This is a genomic window from Alkalibacterium sp. MB6, from assembly GCF_009935905.1.
Taxonomy (GTDB): Bacteria; Bacillota; Bacilli; order Lactobacillales; family Carnobacteriaceae_A; genus Alkalibacterium.
In genome coordinates, this window is sequence record NZ_PREX01000020.1 from 1 (window position 1) to 19194 (window position 19194).

The following is a 19194-nucleotide window of genomic DNA, read 5'->3' on the forward strand; positions in this document are numbered from 1 at the left end:
TGTGTGGTAACTTTAAGATTAAAGGTCTCGTTTCTTTTTGTCCAATTATATCAAATACCGAGGTTTATTTTACACTAACAATAAGTATGATAACAAGGAATAAAAGCATCTCACTTGTCTGTGTCTATTGTTTTTATGTATGCTAAACTATAACTAAGGAAAAACGAGAGGATGAGAGCTGTTGGTTAAAAATCGAAAAGATATATTTAGAATGGATACAAACCCACAAGCACCAGATGAGTCGATAGTTATATGGAAAAATTACCGTTTCACTGTATTAACCTCTGCATTAATTCGTGTCGAGTATAATCCAGAAGGTCATTTCGAAGATGAAGCCACCCAAACCGTACTGAACAGAAACTTTGAAACACCCGAATTTGAGGTTAGAGATACGGATGAGAATATTGAAATTTTGACATCCCATGCCCACTTGATTTTTTATAAGGAAGAAGGCGGTTTCACTAAACACAACCTCCGCATTGAAGCGATTGGGAATTATAGTCTGTATCACAGCACGTGGTATTTTGGTGAAATGCCAGAAACGTTAAAAGGAACGGCTCGTACCTTGGACTTTACAGACGGGGCGATTGAACTTGAAGAAGGCTTAATGAATAAAGACGGTTTTTCTGTATTTGACGACGGAAAATCCATGCGATTAACCCAAGACGGCTGGGTTGAAAAACGGCCGACTGATTTAGTCGACATGTATTATTTTGGTTATGGCCGGGATTATTTAGGAACATTAAGGGCGTATCACAAGTTAACGGGTAAAACGCCACTCCTTCCACGTTATGCTTTAGGAAACTGGTGGAGTCGGTATTACCCTTATTCGCAAGAAGGTTATAAAAAATTAATGATGGAATTTGAGAATAGAGGGATTCCTTTTTCAGTAGCTGTTATTGATATGGATTGGCATTTAACAGATGTTCCCCCTGAATATGGATCAGGTTGGACCGGTTATACATGGGATAATGATTTATTTCCTGATCCCGAAGAGTTTTTATCTTGGTTAAAAGATCACGGACTCTGGTCTACTTTAAACCTTCACCCGGCAAACGGTGTACAACCTTATGAAGAAATGTATGAACCGATGGCTAGAGAATTAGGGGTAAATGTTGAAAACAAAGAATCGATAAACTTTGACATAGCTAACCCCGAATTCCTTGATGCTTACTTTAGGCATTTACACCATCCACACGAAGACATGGGTGTTGATTTTTGGTGGATTGACTGGCAGCAAGGTGGGATTTCAAAAGTAGAGGGCTTAGATCCGTTATGGATGTTAAACCATTACCACTTTATGGATCATGGTCGCGGAGATAATCGCCCACTTATATTTTCACGCTATGCTGGATTAGGATCTCATCGATACCCTATTGGATTCTCTGGAGATACGGCCGCATCTTGGGCGACGCTTGATTTCCAACCTTACTTTACGTCAACTGCATCCAATGTGGGTTACAGTTGGTGGAGTCATGATATTGGTGGACATATGGGTGGAGAGAAAGACAGTGAGTTGTTTGTCCGTTGGGTTCAATACGGTGTGTTTTCACCTATTAACCGATTACACAGCCAGGACGGTGAGTTTAACGGTAAAGAACCTTGGCGCTACGGTAAGAAAGCAGAAACCATTGTGACGGACTTCATGAGACTGAGACACCGAATGGTTCCTTATCTCTACACAATGAATGTGTTGAATCACACAGATGACTTGCCACTCATTCGTCCAATGTACTACCATCACCCGTATCAAGACGAAGCGTACGATGTGCCTAACCAATACTACTTTGGGACGCAAATGATCGTTGCTCCGATTACGACGAAGGTAAATGATAACCTGAAGCTGGGTGGCGTAAAAGTGTGGTTGCCAGACGGCTTGTGGATGGATTTCTTTAATGGTCGCGTGTATGAAGGGAATCGTACGATAGACGTCTATAGACCATTATCGACCATGCCTGTGTTTGTAAAAGCAGGTGGGATGATACCGATGAGTCAAAGTTACAGCAACCATGTGAATAACCCTGAAGAGATGGAAATTAAGGTCTTTGCTGGGGCTGACGGAAACTTTACCCTCTATGAAGATGACGGTTTAGGAAAAGGCATCGAAACGGCATCGACAAAAATGTCTCTTATTTGGAAAGAGGAAAATGATGATTGGGCTATTTTCCAAATTAATCCCCCAGAAGGAAATACGGATGTGTTGCCTGAAGAGCGTCAATTCAAACTGACTATGATGAATGTGTCAAGCAGTCAAAAACCTGAAGTGTATGTCAATGATGAGTCGGTTGATGTAGAGGTCACCAGAAAAGGAAAAGTAATGACCATCACCATACCGAAACACGCCATTGATAGTTCTTATAGGGTTTATTTCAAAGGTGTGAGCATTAAAGGCAATGATATGCACGGCGAATTGTTCCGTTTCTTGGATCGTGCTGAGTTATCAACTGATTTAAAAGATAAGATTTACACGACAGTTGTGAAAGGTAAAACCAGTTCAAGAGTCATTAGTGCATTGTTGGCTCTCGACTTAGAGATGCATTTGCTGGATGCCATTAGTGAAATTGTCTGGGCCAATCCTCAAGAAGTAGATTAAGTCACTTAAATACAAGCCATGCGTTAAAAGATATATTAAAACATAAATGAAAAGGAAAGGAAATCGCTTGTTAGAAAGCTGATATTCTTTCCTTTTTTGCGAGTTTCCATTTAAAATACATGTTACAATATTGATTAGTTTGTAAGTGCGTAAAAGAGAATTTAATTAGAAAGAGAGAGCGGCATATGACGAAAACAGTATTTTTTGATATTGACGGGACATTGGTCAACAAGCATAATCAGATTCCAGAATCTGCCAAACGAGCAATTCAGCAATTAAAAGCAAATGGCATTGTTCCAGTTATTGCAACAGGACGTTCGCCTCTTTTGATTCATGACATTAGTAAAGAGTTAAGTATTCAAAACATCATCGCCATGAATGGGCAACTCATTATGTATGAAGGGGATATTATTTTTGATAATCCTATAAAAAAAGAAACCGTTGATAGATTGGTGAGTCAAGCAGCTGAGCGGGAAAACGGCATTATTTTATGTGGCAGTGAAGATATTTTCAGTAACAGCATCGTCTCTTTAGCTAAAAGAAGCTCAGTGTGGACGGCCTTAAAGACTCTTGGGAAATTAATTCCTGGTAAGTATCAACTGTCATTATTTAAACGAGCTATAAAAAGACCACCCAATCCTAAAGAATATGAAGGAAAAGCTATTTATCAAGTTATCTTGGAAACGTCTATGGAAGAAGAGGAGCAATACCGAGCGGACTTTCAAGACTTGCATTTTGCACGGTCCAATCTGTATACAGTGGATATCATCAGCGCAGGCATGTCAAAAGCGGTCGGCATCGAGAAGTTTTTAGAAAAAACGGGTGCTAAAAAAGAAGACACCTATGCTTTTGGAGATAGCCCGAACGATTTTGAAATGCTTAAGTATGTGCATACTGGCGTAGCCATGGGTAATGGATGGGATGAAATTAAAGACATAGCGGATCACGTGACAGCCAGAGTAGATGACGATGGCATTGAAAAAGCATTAAAACATTTTGGTTTAATTTAAGTCTAGGTTCATACCGAACTTTTTACTGGGCAAAAGCTATGCTATACTGGTAAAGATAAGCTGCTAAATTTTATAAAGAAAAATATTGAAGCATTGTAAAAGGAGGACATTCACGTGTCTGAACGAAACGCATTTTATATAACAACCCCTATTTATTATCCAAGTGGTAAGCTGCATATTGGCAATGCTTATACGACTATTGCCTGTGATGTCTTGGCCCGTTACAAGCGATTAAACGGGATAGACACTTTTTATTTAACAGGTACAGATGAGCACGGCCAAAAAATCGAAACAAAAGCTCAAGAAACTGGCCAAACACCTCAAGAGTATGTAGATAGTATGGCTGAGAGTATTAAGTCTTTATGGAATACTCTGGATATTTCACACGATAAATTTATTCGTACGACGGACCCTGAGCACAAAGCCGTTGTCGGTAAAATCTTTGAAAAGCTATTGAACAATGGTGATATTTACTTGGGTGAATACACTGGATGGTACTCTGTATCGGATGAAGAATTCTTTACCGAAACGCAGTTGGCTGAAGTTTACCGTGATGAATTTGGAAAGGTGATTGGTGGAGTGGCCCCGAGTGGTCACGAGGTGGAGTTAGTCAAAGAAGAATCATACTTCTTTAGAATGAGTAAATACGCTGATCGCCTGCTCACTTATTACGATGAACACCCCGACTTTATTCAGCCCGAATCGCGTAAGAATGAAATGGTTAATAACTTTATTAAGCCTGGACTAGAAGATCTGGCTGTTTCACGTACAACATTTGACTGGGGCGTCAAGGTACCTAGTGACCCTAAACATGTTATCTATGTATGGATTGATGCACTGACTAACTATATTACCGCTTTAGGTTACGATCCTGACTTGGGTGGCTATGATAACCAGCCTGAGCTCTTTAGGAAGTTTTGGCCTGCGGATGTTCAAATGGTTGGGAAAGAAATCGTTCGGTTTCATACCATTTACTGGCCAATTTTATTAATGGCCCTGGATTTACCGCTGCCGAAACAAGTTTTCGGTCATGGATGGCTGTTAATGAAAGACGGGAAGATGTCTAAATCAAAAGGAAACGTTATTTACCCTGAACAATTAGTCGAACGCTACGGCATTGATGCTGTAAGGTATTATTTAATGCGTGAAGTGACTTTTGGAAGTGACGGAGTATTTACTCCAGAGGACTTTGTACAACGAATCAATTCTGATTTAGCAAATGACTTAGGGAATTTACTAAACAGAACGGTTGCGATGATGAATAAGTATTTTGATGGCACTGTTCCTGCTTATAATGGAGATGTGACGCCATTTGATGCTGATCTTCGCTTAACGGCTTTAGAGTCGATCAATGAGTACACCATTCACATGGATAATATGCAGTTCAGTTTAGCTTTGCAAGAAGTATGGAAACTCATCTCTCGTACAAATAAATACATTGATGAAACAGAGCCATGGGTACTGGCCCGTGAAATGAAAGAAGATGAAGAAAAGAGAAATAGCTTAGCAAGTGTCATGGTACATTTGGCAGAAAGCTTGCGTATTACAGCTGTTCTTCTCCAGCCTATCTTACTTCATACATCAAAAGCCATTGCAGAACAACTAGGATTAACTGAAGAAGCGATTCATTTTGATAAAGTTGACTTCTTTAACTTCCCTGAAAATAGAACGGTTATTTCAAAAGGGACCCCTCTATTTCCACGTCTTGATGTAGAAGAAGAGGCCGCAGAAATTAAAAAATGGATGGGTGGAAGTGACACCGAAGAAACTGAAGAGGCGGCCATGGAAGACGCCTTTAATCCTGAAGAGGTCACTCTTTCTTCTGTAAAAGAGAAAGCAATTAAGTATGATGTCTTTGATCAAGTGGAATTAAAAGTGGCAGAAGTCATTGCTGTATCGAAAGTTGAAAAAGCAGATAAACTGCTGAAATTCAGATTGGATGCAGGTGATGAGGGTGGACACCGTCAAATACTATCAGGCATCGCTGAGTTTTATCCTAACCCTGAAGAGTTAGTCGGTAAAAAAGTGCTCGTTGTAGCTAACTTGAAACCTCGTAAAATGCGTGGTGAAATTAGTCAGGGCATGATTTTATCCGCCGAAGATACTGAAGGCAACTTAACACTAATCGAAGCACCCGCACACATGCCAAATGGCTCTACTGTAGCCTAATAAAAAAGTATTCCAGTGAAGAGGCTGACAGGCTTCTTTATTGGAATCTTTATTATGACAAGCTAGACTAGAAGTGACATGACGAACACAATAAAGGAGAAATAGGATGCTTTTTGATACGCATACACATATAAATGTTGACCAGTTTGAAGGAGAAGAAGAAGCTGTTATTCAGCGTGCTGCTGATCATTTGGTAACTAAAATGGCAGTGGTAGGATTTGATACAAAAACCATTCAAAAGTCAATGGAGTTGAGTCACCGACACGAGGGTATTTATTCCATTATTGGTTGGCATCCAACTGAGGCAGCTACTTATACAGAAGAAATAGAGCGTGTGTTAATCGAACAGCTCCAAGATTCTAAAGTAGTGGCTATGGGTGAAATGGGATTGGACTATTACTGGGACACCTCTCCAGCGTCCGTGCAAAAAGATGTCTTCCGTAGGCAAATACGTGTGGCTAAAGAATTAGGTTTACCCATTAGTATCCATAATAGAGAAGCCACTGAAGATACCTATGAAGTCCTCAAAGAAGAACATGCCGGTGACACAGGTGGGATTATGCATAGTTTTAACTTGGACACCTATTGGATGGAAAAATTTCTAGATATTGGGATGCATATTTCTTTAAGTGGTGTGGTCACTTTTAAAAATGCACCAGAAGTCAAAGAAGTGGCGAAATCCGTTCCTTTTGATAAGCTACTTGTTGAAACCGATGCACCCTATTTGTCTCCCATGCCGTATAGAGGCAGACGAAACGAGCCTGCTTACGTCAAATATATTGCAGAAGAAATCGCTAAGCAGCGCGACCTAGCTTTGGAAGAAGTGGCTCGCCAAACGACAAACAATGCACTGAAACTCTTTCAAATTGAAGAACGTGGGAGTCGCTAAGTGGAAAAGATAAAAGAAATTATCGTGGTTGAAGGTAAAGATGACACCAAGAGAATCTTACTTGCTGTTAATGCCGATACGATTGAAACGAATGGATCGGCGATTAATGAAGCTATTTTGAATCAAATTACCTTAGCTCATGAAACAAGAGGCGTTATAGTTTTTACTGATCCAGATGGACCCGGTGAAAGCATTCGAAAAATCATATCGGAACATGTCCCAGGAGTGAAGCATGCCTTTTTAACAAAGAGTGAAGCAAGAAACCGAACAAAAACGAAAGAAAGTATTGGCATCGAGCATGCTTCTATAGACGCGATTCAATCAGCGCTTAACCACGTGGTGGAAGAGAAAATAGACTATCAACCGACTATTTCCAAGGTCTTCTTGATGAAAGTTGGGTTAATCGGTACCCCTGAAGCAAGTGATAGAAGAGAGAAGCTTGGGGAGTATTTACGGATTGGTTATACAAATGGGAAACAACTTGAGAAACGTTTAAACATGTTTGGTTTTTCTGAGGAAGACGTGACGCAAGCGTTGGAGACCATACGAAAGGATAAAGTGGATGACAGATCATAAAGATATCGCAACACCTAAACGGACGATGGAGATCCTTAAACAATATGACTTGGCTGCGAAAAAGAGCCTAGGACAAAACTTCATTATTGATACGAATATCCTTGAGAATATAGTCAGTGCAGGTGATGTGACGAAGGACACGACAGTCATCGAAGTAGGGCCAGGTATCGGTGCATTGACTGAACAATTGGCTAAAAAAGCTGGGAAAGTGATTGCGTTTGAAATTGATGAACGCCTGCTTCCTGTATTAGAAGATACCTTGTCACCCTATTCCAATGTCACCATACTGCATCAAGATGTGTTGAAAGCAAATTTAGAAGAGGTGTATGAGACCTATTTAAAAGAGGCTAAAGATATTGTCATGGTGGCTAACTTACCATATTATATTACAACACCTATTATTATGCGGTTTTTAGAATCAAGCCTACCGATTGATCGCATGGTATTGATGATGCAAAAAGAAGTGGCTAATCGACTGTCTGCCAGTCCAAGTACGAAAGCATATGGCTCATTATCCATTGCCGTCCAGTACTATATGAAGGCAGAGGTAGCCTTTATTGTGCCTAAGACAGTCTTCGTACCTCAGCCGAACGTGGAATCAGCAATTATTCGGTTGACCAGATTGGAAGACAAGAAACTCGTCGTAAAAAATGAAGAGTTGTTTTTCGCTATAGCCCGAGCAGCCTTTGTCCAAAGACGTAAAACACTATGGAATAATATGGTCAATGCGTTTGGTAAAGAGCCGGAAGTTAAGGAGCAATTGGAAGCAGCGCTTAATGAGGCTGGAATAGATCCAAAGCGAAGAGGGGAAACCTTATCCCTCAACGAATTCGCGGTCCTTTCTGACACGATATCAGCTAGAGGCCTTGAGTTAAAAAGCGACAACCTTTAAACTAAAACAAAATTGAATAACCGAATACCCGAATACCCTGGGAGAGTTCTTGGTGGCCGATGTGCCATGAGTAGTCCTGAAAGTGGCGAATAAGCCTTATCCCTATCAGAAAAGTGAAAGCAATTCTGACGTGACCTGAACTGGATCATACCAGCGGAGGGAGTGGGTTAAGCAGTGTGGAGATGACTCTCTCTTAAGGTATGGAGCAGTCTCGTTTGTTTACTGACTTTACAGCACTTTATCTGTTGATTTAATTGACGGATAAAGTGCTTTTTTAATTGTTGGGACAACGTGTTGAGCCCCCTCAACTCCATAATAGCTTTACTAAGGTTACCTATCAGCTTCTAAAGGCTGGTAGGAAGCCTTTTTTAATTTCTAAACTTTGCTTACAAATGCTATATACCATTACTACTGGAAAAAGGGTAATGGTTTTTATTTTATTTCAGATATTATTATCCTGATTTTTAGTCAAGTCCATAATCCTGTGTAAAATACTATACAATGTTTTACAGGTCTCTCATTGATCAAACTTAATATATTTTCTTGTAGAACTAAGCCATTCATCATGAAGGTCCATAAGGACAGCACCAATTAATCGATTGGCGGACGATCGGTTGGGAAAAATCCTGATAATCTTTTCTCTTCTGCGGACTTCCTGGTTCAGTCGTTCAAGAAGGTTGGTGCTTTTTAGCCGATTGTGGCTACTTCCGATAACCGTGTATTGAAAGGCATCTTCAAAGCCATTATCTAATGTTTCGCAGGCTTTTGTATATTTAGACTGGTAGATATATTCACCGACTAAGGCATTCTTAGCTGTTCGAGCGAGTTCAATATCCGTAAACTTAAAAATCGTTTTTACTGCTTCTCTAAACGATTTTGAATTCTTTTTTGGGCGGGTCAGCGATTGTCCGGAAATTGAAGGACAGTACCTATCAACCGCAGCCGGTTAAACGGGTAGAAATACCCAAAGCAAACGGCGGTGTCCGTCGTTTAGGAATACCGACTGTCAGGGATCGTGTTGTCCAACAAGCGATTTTACAGGTCATTGACCCGATTATTGACCCACATTTCTCGGAATACAGTTATGGCTTCCGTAAAGGCCGGAACGCGCATCAAGCAATCGAGCACGTGATTGGCTACTATGAAGAAGGCTATCGAGTGGTGGTAGATTGTGATTTGAAGAATTATTTCGACACTATCAATCATCAGATTTTAAGAAATAATCTCGAATACTATATTCATGACAAAGTGATATTAAGAATTATCTGGAACTTTTTGAAGTCCGGTCTGCTTTGGTACCGGACTCCTGAATTTTTCCCATTTCCGTCCATACTTGGTCAAGAACTGTTCTTTATCCGTCTCTCTTAAAGATCTCCATAATTCGGGCAGTACATCGTCGAGCTGATGAATGATGGATTGGCATCGTCCATTTCATTCAGGCTCTCCATGTCACGTTTTTATCTTTTAATGGTTCCTTCTCCGTAAGTGTGTCACATTTTTTTGAGCGCAATTCCATGCAGTTTCACTTCTTTCTTAGACCAGTCCACCATTGTTTCCAGAGGAATAAATCCATAGTATTTTACACAAGGTTATGGGCTTGACTGAACTTGTAAAAGAAGCCCTCTAAAACAATTAAAATAAAACTTAGTGAGATTAATAAACGATTTAAAGACGATCTAACGAATAATTACTCTGTTTTTAATTTCTAGGACGGTCTACTTCTTTATTGTAGAACCGCTTCTCAACTATTGAAAAAATGGTAAACAGACATAAGTCTTTACTTGTAATTAATAAAAAATCGAAATGTTTGACAATGTAGATAGACAGCCATAAACTAAGAACATAGTCTATATCTACATCTGTAGATGAAACTTATTATTGGAGGAGATAAATTGCTGAGTCAATTGAAGTTAAACTGTAACAACGAATATTTATATGGTGGATTATCAGCCAACAGATGGGAGGAGGTCGCTCTTTATCATAAATGGTTTGTTGAAGAGGAATTAGTTCAATAATCACGATTGGTACATTAAAATACTTGTCGATTTTAAAATTTTTTAATAATAAAAAATTACTAAGAAAGGAAGTTTAACTGTGAATAAATATATACGTTTCGGATTAATGATTTTAACTTCTACTGTTGTGATGTACTTTCTAATGTTTGTGAATGTTAATGAATTTGCACATATTTACTTTAGTCAAACCCGTGTTTATATGGCTATTCTAATGGGGGCTGTCATGGCAATAATTATGATGGGTTTTATGTGGAAAATGTATGATAATAAAAAATTAAACGCCGTTATAATGGGGCTTTCAGTCTTACTCGTGTTGGGATCGTTTGGGCTTATTCAAAACCAAGTTGGCGTAGACGATACTGCTTGGATGAGAGCCATGATTCCACACCACTCTACCGCTATTATGACTAGTGAAAATGCCAATCTCACAGATTCACGAGCACAGCAATTAAGCGAAGAAATTATACAAGCACAAGAAGAAGAAATTGCTGAAATGGAACAATTGATAGAAGACATAGAGGAAAATGGGAAGCAAACTCTAGATGATTAAACAGCATAGATTGTCATACTAATCTAAACTGATTTCTGCGGTGGGAACGTAAAAGAATGTTCAAGTTACTATTAACCGACCCATTTTTATAATTGAATTTATAAAAGAATTATGTTAGTATGAACTTTAAATTTAGAGCTTTATTTTTTAAAATTCAGGAGGAAAAAAAATGAAACAGAATAAAAAATGGATAGGAACTATTTTACTGTCATCTGCCTTATTACTTGGAGCATGTGGCAGTGACGAGATAAATGAATCTACTGGAACAGATACAAATCAAACGACAACCGAAGAAACATCTTCAGAAAGTGGTGATCACGGTGGCATGGTGCACGATGAATCTGGTGAAATCCCAGCAGGTTTGGAAGAAGCTGAAAATCCTACCTACAACGTGGGGGAGACGGCAACAATCACAGACGGGCACATGGAAGGCATGGAGGGGGCAGAAGCCACGATTGTGGGCGCTTTTGACACTGTAGCCTACGAGGTATCCTATGATCCTACGAATGGCGGCCCGCGCGAAGAGAATCACAAATGGGTAATTCACGAGGAGATTGCGGATGCAGGAGAGGAACCTTTCGAACCAGGAGACGAGGTAACCTTGGAAGCCAACCACACGGAAGGCATGGAAGGCGCAACGGCTACGATTGACGATGCTAAAAGCACCACAGTATACATGATTGACTACCAGCCAACCACGGGTGGAGAGGAAGTCAAGAACCATAAATGGGTAACCGACTCGGAGCTTTCTGCTGAGTAAGAAACAGGGATGTATCTAAAAAAGAATATTGGAAGAGCAGCCGAGAGGAATTCTCAGCTGCTCTTCTTTTTAATTTTCCAAAAAGAACTATTGACGTGATTTGTTTACCTGAATAGGCTGCGAGCATACAAAGGAATACAATCGTAAACTAACGTAAGATTTAGATTCGACCTATCGAATTGGGCTTTCGATGAAACAAATTCTAAATTTATGATAAAGAATGTCTTTGAAGAACAACGAATTTTTTGTTCTTAACTAAGGATTAAATAGCTTGACAATTATAGTTTATAACTGTAATCTATAATCGTTAAGCAGATTACAGTTGTAATCAAAATAAAAAAAGAAGGAATGAGATTAAATGACAATAAAAATAGCTATTAATGGGTTTGGTCGTATTGGACGCTTAGCATTTCGCCGTATTAAAGAGTTGAGGGACTCAGAACTACAGGTTGTTGCAGTAAATGATTTAACAAATAATGAGGATTTAGCCTACTCTTTAAAATACGATACTGCATATGGGATTTTCCCTTATGATATCGAGGTAAGAGGCGATTCAATTCTGGTTGATGGCAAAGAAGTTAAAACATTCGAAGAAAAGGATGCCAAAAAACTACCATGGTCCGATTTGGACATTGATATCGTTTTGGAATGTACAGGCTTCTACACAACTAATGAAAAAGCACAGGCACACATAGACGCTGGAGCTAAAAAAGTAATTATTTCAGCACCAACTAAAGATGAAGAAACGAAAGTCGTTGTCTTTGGTGTCAACCAAGAGATTTTGAGTCCAAGTGACAAAATTATTTCCGCCGCTTCCTGTACGACAAATGGTTTAGCCTTAATGACAAAAATATTAGTGGACGAGTTTGGGATTCAACGAGGCCTGATGTCAGGATCGCGTGCCTATACAGCGACACAAAACATGCAAGATGCTTCCGGGGGACGTAAAAGTCGCGCAGGTGCTCAAAATGTCATTCCTGTTACGACTGGCGCTGCCAACGCATTAGGAAAAGTCATTCCAGAGGTTAAAGGGATCATTACGGGTACCACCACACGGGTTCCTGTCATTACTGCGGGCTTTGTAGAACTGTTCTCGGTTTTGGATAGAGAGGTAACCGTTGATCAGATTAACGAAGTGATGAAGGCAGCCGCGAATGATTCATATGGGTACACTGAGGATGAAATTGTTTCCTCCGATGTCGTGGGTGATACACATGGATCCGTTTTTGATGCAACGTTAACAGAAGTATTAGATGCAAATGGGAGACAATTGGTTAAAACAGTTGCTTGGTATGATAACGAATATGGCTTTGTAAGCAATATGATCCGTCTTGTAGAACACTTTTCGAAGTTGGTTTAACTCCTTATTCATCTGATGCCTGGTATCTATATGGAAGGTGCGTGTATCATCTAAAGGTAGATAGGTATTTTTAATGCTTTATATGAGACGCAATAAAAATTCCTTGACAACAACAGTTTACGAGTGTAGACTATGGTTGTAGGTTACGATTGTAAATGTAAAAGGGAAGTGAGAAATAATGGTGATGAATATCCAAATTAAAATTACAGACGCTGAATGGGAAGTCATGCGGGTTGTTTGGGCACACGGGTCAGTGACCAGTCGAGAAATCATCGAAATTTTAGAGAGTAAAATGCAATGGAAGGCCCCAACAATCAAAACGTTGATAGGCCGTTTGGTTGAAAAAGGCGCACTGGCTACTTCTCCAGAAGGAAGAAAGTTCATTTACACTGCGAAAGTTAGTGAGCAAGAGAGTATGGATGTATACACAGAAGATATCCTTTCTCGGGTTTGTAACAAACATAATGGCAAGGTCATTGCTGATTTGGTAGAGGAAGCAGCACTGAGCAAAAAGGATATTGCAAGTTTAATGGAACTATTGCAGAAAAAATCAGAAAGCGCTTTGGAAGTAGTTCCGTGTGAATGTGTAATGGGACAATGTGAATGTCACTTACATCATTCCTAACAGAGGGGGATAAGAATGGAAAGCAAAGTGTTTAGTATTGAAGGTATGACCTGTGCGTCTTGTGCGCAGACAGTAGAAAAAGCAGCAAAAAAGGTAAGTGGGGTAACAAAAGCTTCCGTGAACCTAGCAACAGAGAAGTTAAGTATTGAGTACGATGAACCAACTTTTTCGGTAGAAAATCTACAAAAAGCGGTGGATAATTCAGGGTATGAACTGATTGCCCAAGAGGGAAAGACGCAAACCTTTGCAATTGAAGGGATGACCTGCGCATCCTGTGCACAGACAATTGAAAAAGCCGTCGGAAAGTTGTCGGGCGTAGATAAAGCTTCCGTCAATTTAGCGACAGAAAAAATGCAAGTTTCCTATAACCCGTCGGCAATTTCAGTATCTGATGTGACTGGTGCTGTATCCAATAGTGGTTATGCAGCCGTATTAGAGACTACGGATACTCAAGATCATTCACGAGCAGAGAAGCGTGAGAAAAAAGAAAAAAGAATGAAGCAACTTTTAAATCGCTTTTGGGTATCAATTATATTTACGGTTCCTTTATTGATTATATCCATGGGTCATATGGTAGGCATGCCACTACCAAATATCATTGACCCAATGACAAATCCATTAAATATGTCTCTTTTACAAACTATTTTGACAGTGCCGATTATGGTAGTGAGCTGGGAATATTTTCAGAAAGGATTTAAAAGCTTGTTTAAAGGGCACCCCAATATGGATTCTCTGATTGCGCTTGGTACGGCTGCCGCGTTCGTCTACAGCCTTGCTGCGACAATCGGGACAGGCCTGGGTTACGGCAACTTTTCCGATTTACTTTATTATGAAGTAACTGGAGTTATCTTGGCGCTCCATACATTAGGGCTATTTTTAGAAGAACGCTCAAAGGGGCAAATGTCCTCAGCTATTGAAAAATTAGTTAACTTGGCTCCTAAAACAGCTCGAGTAATACGTAATGGTGTGGAACAAGAGATTACTGTGGACGAAGTCGCTTTAGGAGATGTTATTCGAGTTCGTCCGGGAGAAAGTATGCCTGTAGATGGTGTTGTTGTTGAGGGACGCACTTCAGTCGATGAATCAATGCTGACAGGAGAAAGTATCCCCGTGGAAAAGAAAAGTGGAGACGAGGTTATTGGGGCTAGTATCAATAAAAATGGTTCCATTGATTACCGCGCGACTCGAGTGGGAAGTGATACAACTCTATCTCAAATCATAAAATTAGTAGAAGATGCTCAAGGGTCTAAAGCACCCATTGCTCGAATGGCCGATATCATTACCGGATATTTCGTACCGATTGTTATAGCATTAGGCGTTTTAGCAGGGATTGCTTGGTTAATTGCAGGTCAATCTGGTATATTTGCTTTATCCGTTATCATAACAACCCTTGTCATTGCTTGTCCATGTGCCTTAGGTTTGGCGACTCCAACAAGTATTATGGTTGGAACCGGAAAAGGGGCAGAACATGGTGTCTTGATAAAAAGTGGTGAGGCGTTAGAAACCACTCATAATTTAGACACGATTGTATTTGATAAAACAGGGACACTGACAGAAGGGAAACCTATCGTGACGGATGTTTTGGTAACTCCTCTTATTACTAAAGAAAATCTTTTATATTATGCAGCTTCCGGTGAAACAGGTTCTGAACACCCATTAGGCGAAGCCATCGTACAGAAATCAAAAGAAGAGAACATGACATTAGCTAAACCAGATCATTTTGAAGCGATTCCTGGACACGGGATTCGAGTTGAAATTGAGGGCAAAGATATGTACATTGGAAACCGTAAACTGATGCTAGAGCAAAAGATTGATTTATCAAGCATGGAAAAAGAATCCGATCGTTTAGCAGACGAAGGAAAAACACCGATGTATCTCTCTGTTGATGGAGAACTAGCTGGAATTATCGCAGTAGCTGACACACTCAAGGAAAATAGTATGAAGGCTGTTAAAGAACTTAGAAGACGCGGTGTTGAAGTAATCATGATTACTGGAGATAACAAACGTACAGCCAAAGCGATTGCTAAGCAAGTGGGTATAGACAGTGTATTAAGTGAAGTATTACCTGAAGATAAAGCAGAGGAAGTCAAAAAACTACAAGAGGCAGGCAAGAAGGTAGCGATGGTTGGAGACGGCATTAACGATGCACCCGCATTAGCTCAAGCAGATATCGGAATTGCAGTTGGGTCAGGTACGGACGTGGCGATAGAATCAGCTGATATTGTCCTAATGCGTAACGATTTAACGGCTGTATTGACTGCGATTGATTTAAGTCATACAACGCTACGAAACATTAAACAAAACTTGTTCTGGGCTTTTGCTTACAACCTTGTAGGTATTCCAGTTGCGATGGGTCTCTTGTATATTTTTGGCGGACCATTGATGAGTCCAATGTTTGCGGCAGTCGCCATGAGTTTCAGTTCCGTATCGGTCTTGCTCAATGCTTTACGGTTAAGACGATTCAAACCAGCAGTTGTTTAGAAAACACGTAGCTTATCTGGGATTTAAACTTCTTCCTATTCTATATAATAGGAGAAGATAAAAAAAAAGGGGAATAAAATAATGAAAAAAGAAGTCTTATTAGATGGCGTAAAATGTGCAGGTTGTGCGAACACGGTGCAAGAAAGATTTTCAGCTATTGAAGGGGTTGAATCTGTAGAGGTTGATTTAGCGACTAAAAAAGCAGTACTGGAAAGTCAAACAGAGATTGATACCGAAACACTCAATGCTGCGCTAGCCGATACGAAATATTCTTTAGTGAAATAGAAACGAACTATAATTAGTGCAAATGTCACACGTATATTCATAAGACGGACCTCACATTTTTATATCAAGAAGAAAAAGTGAGGTCTTTTTTAGAAATTTAGGAGGAGCGTATATGGGTAATAAACACAGCAATCATTCGTCGCATAAACATACCGCGGACAATAAAATGAACCATAGCAAGATGGACCATAGTACGATGGATCACGGCAAGATGGACCATAGTCAGATGGATCACAGCAAGATGGATCATAGTGCGATGGATCACAGTGAAATGGATCATGGCGCAATGGGAGGGCATGCCCACCACCATCACGGTAGCTTTAAGGAGATTTTCTTGAAGTCACTCCCATTAGGAATTGCAATCTTACTCATTACTCCTATGATGGATATTCAGTTGCCTTTCCAAATTATCTTTCCTTATGCAGACGTTGTAGCAGTTGTATTGGCAACAATTCTATACATTTATGGCGGAAAACCATTCTACATGGGTGCGAAAGATGAGTTTAATTCAAAAGCTCCAGGCATGATGTCCTTGATTACTTTGGGAATAACGGTTTCTTATGCCTATAGTGTTTACGCAGTGGCCACTCGCTATGTGACCGGAGAACATGTCATGGACTTCTTCTTTGAGTTTGCAACGTTACTTTTAATCATGTTATTAGGACACTGGATTGAAATGAAGGCATTGGGTGAAGCAGGGGATGCGCAAAAAGCTCTAGCAGAATTATTGCCAAAAGACGCTCATGTTGTTTTAGAAGATGATTCGATTGAAACTCGTCCTGTGTCTGAACTTCAGGTTGGAGATGTTATCCGTGTTCAAGCAGGAGAAAATGTTCCAGCTGATGGTATCATTATTCGCGGAGAATCCCGTGTAAACGAGGCCCTCTTAACAGGTGAATCTAAGCCAATCGAAAAGAATGTTAAAGATCAAGTCATTGGTGGGTCAACAAATGGTAGTGGTGTCCTATATGTAGAAGTAACAGAAACAGGGGATAAGTCCTTTATCTCACAAGTACAAACATTAATTAGCCAAGCACAAAGCCAACCATCTCGAGCAGAGAATGTGGCTCACAAAGTAGCTAGCTGGTTGTTCTCCATTGCCGTTGTAGTATCTTTAATCGCTCTAATAGTCTGGATGATCATTGCGGACCTACCCACAGCCGTTATCTTTACTGTGACTACGTTAGTTATTGCCTGCCCACATGCTTTGGGTCTTGCTATTCCCTTGGTAGTATCACGTAGTACTAGTTTGGGTGCAAGCCGAGGATTACTGGTTAAAAATAGAGAAGCTTTGGAATTAACTACTAAAGCGGATGTTATGGTATTGGATAAAACAGGTACTTTAACAACTGGTGAATTTAAAGTGTTGGACGTCACTGTTTTGAGTGATAAATATTCTGAAGAAGAAATTACAGGCTTGTTGGCGGGTATAGAGGCGGGCTCCAGTCACCCGATTGCCCAATCGATTGTGAACCACGCTGAAGCGAAAGGCATTAAGTCAGTTTCCTTTGACTCCATTGAAATCGTTTCGGGAGCAGGAATAGAAGGGGAGGCGAACGGCCACCACTATCAATTAATCAGCCAAAAGGCATACGGAAAAGCATTGCGTATGGATATTCCGAAAGGCGCCACTTTAAGTATCCTTGTAGAAAATAATGAAGCAATCGGCGCTGTCGCATTGGGGGATGAACTGAAAGAAACCAGCAGAAACTTGATCGAGGCGCTGAAAAAATATGGTATTGAACCACTCATGGCTACTGGTGATAACGAGAAAGCCGCACAAGGGGTCGCAGAAATTTTAGGTATTCAATACAAAGCCAATCAATCGCCAGAAGATAAATATAACTTGGTAGAATCAATGAAAAATCAAGGTAAAACAGTCATTATGGTTGGTGACGGCGTTAATGATGCACCCTCCCTAGCGATGGCAGACGTAGGGGTTGCAATCGGAGCTGGAACGCAAGTAGCTTTGGATTCTGCGGATGTTATCCTTACTCAGTCTGATCCAGGGGATATTGAATCCTTTATCGAGTTAGCAAACAAGACGACACGTAAAATGAAACAAAACTTGGTATGGGGAGCAGGCTACAATTTTATCGCGATTCCAATTGCTGCTGGCCTCCTTGCTCCTATCGGCATTACCTTGGGTCCGGCCTTCGGCGCCGTCCTCATGTCCTTATCGACCGTTATTGTTGCCATCAATGCTATGACATTGAAATTAGAGCCAAAATAAACAGTTATTTGGCACATGAAATAATTGAATGACCTTATCGTGTAAAAATACAATAGTTTCACAGGAAAGGAAGAGATGGAATAATTTAAAAAATCATCTCTTCCTTTTTTAGTTTATAAGGAGGAAAAATTATGAGGCTGGTCCTTTTAGGGTTACCCGGTGCTGGGAAAGGCACTCAAGCTAAAAGAATCGCAGAGAAGTACCACCTGACGGCTATTTCAACTGGTGAAATGTTACGAGAAGCAGCCAAGGAGAAAGATACATTCGGACTCAGAGTGCAAGAATATATGAATAAAGGAGAGCTAGTTCCAGATGAGTGGATAAACTCATTGGTTAAGAGTCGCTTACAAGAAAAAGATGTTGAAAATGGCTTTGTTCTGGATGGTTACCCACGTACCCTACATCAAGCAAAAGTGCTCGAAGCTTACCTACAAAGTCAAAATCAGAATTTAGACGCTGTTTTCTTTTTAGATGTAAGTCAGGATACGTTAAGACATCGGTTAGCGCAACGAGGGAATCTTCGTTCAAAAGAAAAACAAGGAAATTCCCAAATCGAAGCAAAAAGGGAAAAAATTCGACTGGATGACAAACCAGAAGTGATTGAAAATAGGCTACACATTAATAAGGAATTAATGGAATCACTTATTCACTTCTACAAGGAGCAAAATCTGCTTTACGTTATCAATGGTGAAGGGGATTTTGACAATGTGTTTGACAATATAAATGAGGGTTTATTGTCTGTAAACAAATAACTAC

16 protein-coding genes and 1 pseudogene are annotated in these 19194 nt (G+C 40.1%); 16 read left to right on the plus strand and 1 reads right to left on the minus strand.

From position 1 onward, the window contains the following. Positions 1–181 precede the first annotated feature (181 nt). The 6 genes from C3945_RS08380 (at position 182) to rsmA (ending at position 8129) form a co-directional block, all read left to right on the plus strand. Positions 182–2593, plus strand: a complete 2412-nt coding sequence (locus tag C3945_RS08380) for a glycoside hydrolase family 31 protein (RefSeq protein WP_202623328.1) — start codon at positions 182–184, stop codon at positions 2591–2593. Between the two features lie 185 nt (positions 2594–2778). After that, complete coding sequence (locus C3945_RS08385) at positions 2779–3603, plus strand: Cof-type HAD-IIB family hydrolase (RefSeq protein ID WP_161879251.1); 825 nt, start codon at positions 2779–2781, stop codon at positions 3601–3603. A gap of 114 nt (positions 3604–3717) precedes the next feature. Then, positions 3718–5772: a methionine--tRNA ligase gene (metG, locus tag C3945_RS08390; RefSeq protein ID WP_161879252.1), complete on the plus strand. Its 2055-nt coding sequence runs from the start codon at positions 3718–3720 to the stop codon at positions 5770–5772. 106 nt (positions 5773–5878) lie between these two features. After that, complete coding sequence (locus tag C3945_RS08395; RefSeq protein WP_161879253.1) at positions 5879–6661, plus strand: TatD family hydrolase; 783 nt, start codon at positions 5879–5881, stop codon at positions 6659–6661. Then, a complete protein-coding gene (rnmV, locus tag C3945_RS08400; RefSeq protein WP_161879254.1) occupies positions 6662–7237 on the plus strand; it encodes a ribonuclease M5 in 576 nt (191 codons plus the stop codon). Continuing rightward, positions 7224–8129: a 16S rRNA (adenine(1518)-N(6)/adenine(1519)-N(6))-dimethyltransferase RsmA gene (gene rsmA / locus C3945_RS08405; RefSeq protein WP_161879255.1), complete on the plus strand. Its 906-nt coding sequence runs from the start codon at positions 7224–7226 to the stop codon at positions 8127–8129. The genes rnmV and rsmA overlap by 14 nt, the downstream gene beginning before the upstream one ends. A gap of 517 nt (positions 8130–8646) precedes the next feature. On the opposite strand, the pseudogene C3945_RS08410 reads toward rsmA, so the two are convergent. After that, positions 8647–9021: pseudogene (locus C3945_RS08410) on the minus strand (transposase); the annotation flags it as partial. 23 nt (positions 9022–9044) lie between these two features. On the opposite strand from C3945_RS08410, the gene C3945_RS08415 reads away from it, so the two are divergent. The 10 genes from C3945_RS08415 to C3945_RS08455 all read left to right on the plus strand — a co-directional run bounded on the left by C3945_RS08415 (position 9045) and on the right by C3945_RS08455 (position 19190). Next, positions 9045–9497, plus strand: a complete 453-nt coding sequence (locus C3945_RS08415; protein WP_237585523.1) for a reverse transcriptase domain-containing protein — start codon at positions 9045–9047, stop codon at positions 9495–9497. A 524-nt stretch (positions 9498–10021) separates the two neighbouring features. Beyond that, the gene (locus C3945_RS12055; protein WP_272928091.1) at positions 10022–10144 is read left to right on the plus strand and encodes a hypothetical protein; all 123 of its coding nucleotides are present in this window, start codon (positions 10022–10024) and stop codon (positions 10142–10144) included. Positions 10145–10223: 79 nt separating this feature from the next. After that, the gene (locus tag C3945_RS08420) at positions 10224–10694 is read left to right on the plus strand and encodes a DUF305 domain-containing protein (RefSeq protein WP_161879256.1); all 471 of its coding nucleotides are present in this window, start codon (positions 10224–10226) and stop codon (positions 10692–10694) included. 169 nt (positions 10695–10863) lie between these two features. After that, positions 10864–11454, plus strand: a complete 591-nt coding sequence (locus tag C3945_RS08425; protein WP_161879257.1) for a YdhK family protein — start codon at positions 10864–10866, stop codon at positions 11452–11454. Between the two features lie 358 nt (positions 11455–11812). Continuing rightward, positions 11813–12814 (plus strand): type I glyceraldehyde-3-phosphate dehydrogenase, encoded by a 1002-nt coding sequence (gene gap, locus C3945_RS08430; protein ID WP_161879258.1) that lies wholly within the window; start codon positions 11813–11815, stop codon positions 12812–12814. A 175-nt stretch (positions 12815–12989) separates the two neighbouring features. Beyond that, a complete protein-coding gene (locus C3945_RS08435) occupies positions 12990–13439 on the plus strand; it encodes a CopY/TcrY family copper transport repressor (RefSeq protein ID WP_202623329.1) in 450 nt (149 codons plus the stop codon). 15 nt (positions 13440–13454) lie between these two features. After that, on the plus strand, positions 13455–15920 hold the full coding sequence (locus C3945_RS08440) for a heavy metal translocating P-type ATPase (RefSeq protein WP_161879260.1): 2466 nt from the start codon (positions 13455–13457) through the stop codon (positions 15918–15920). An 81-nt stretch (positions 15921–16001) separates the two neighbouring features. Then, the gene (locus C3945_RS08445) at positions 16002–16205 is read left to right on the plus strand and encodes a heavy-metal-associated domain-containing protein (RefSeq protein WP_161879261.1); all 204 of its coding nucleotides are present in this window, start codon (positions 16002–16004) and stop codon (positions 16203–16205) included. Positions 16206–16317: 112 nt separating this feature from the next. Beyond that, complete coding sequence (locus C3945_RS08450; protein ID WP_161879262.1) at positions 16318–18438, plus strand: heavy metal translocating P-type ATPase; 2121 nt, start codon at positions 16318–16320, stop codon at positions 18436–18438. Between the two features lie 131 nt (positions 18439–18569). Next, positions 18570–19190 (plus strand): adenylate kinase, encoded by a 621-nt coding sequence (locus C3945_RS08455; protein WP_161879263.1) that lies wholly within the window; start codon positions 18570–18572, stop codon positions 19188–19190. Positions 19191–19194: the final 4 nt, after the last annotated feature.

Excerpts from the sequence above, each read along its gene's own strand:
- C3945_RS08450 (WP_161879262.1), top strand. The coding sequence starts at position 16,318 with ATGGGTAATAAACACAGCAATCATTCGTCGCATAAACATACCGCGGAC.
- rsmA (WP_161879255.1), top strand. The coding sequence starts at position 7,224 with ATGACAGATCATAAAGATATCGCAACACCTAAACGGACGATGGAGATC.
- gap (WP_161879258.1), top strand. The coding sequence starts at position 11,813 with ATGACAATAAAAATAGCTATTAATGGGTTTGGTCGTATTGGACGCTTA.
- C3945_RS08385 (WP_161879251.1), top strand. The coding sequence starts at position 2,779 with ATGACGAAAACAGTATTTTTTGATATTGACGGGACATTGGTCAACAAG.
- C3945_RS08445 (WP_161879261.1), top strand. The coding sequence starts at position 16,002 with ATGAAAAAAGAAGTCTTATTAGATGGCGTAAAATGTGCAGGTTGTGCG.
- C3945_RS08440 (WP_161879260.1), top strand. The coding sequence starts at position 13,455 with ATGGAAAGCAAAGTGTTTAGTATTGAAGGTATGACCTGTGCGTCTTGT.
- C3945_RS08455 (WP_161879263.1), top strand. The coding sequence starts at position 18,570 with ATGAGGCTGGTCCTTTTAGGGTTACCCGGTGCTGGGAAAGGCACTCAA.
- C3945_RS08425 (WP_161879257.1), top strand. The coding sequence starts at position 10,864 with ATGAAACAGAATAAAAAATGGATAGGAACTATTTTACTGTCATCTGCC.
- C3945_RS08395 (WP_161879253.1), top strand. The coding sequence starts at position 5,879 with ATGCTTTTTGATACGCATACACATATAAATGTTGACCAGTTTGAAGGA.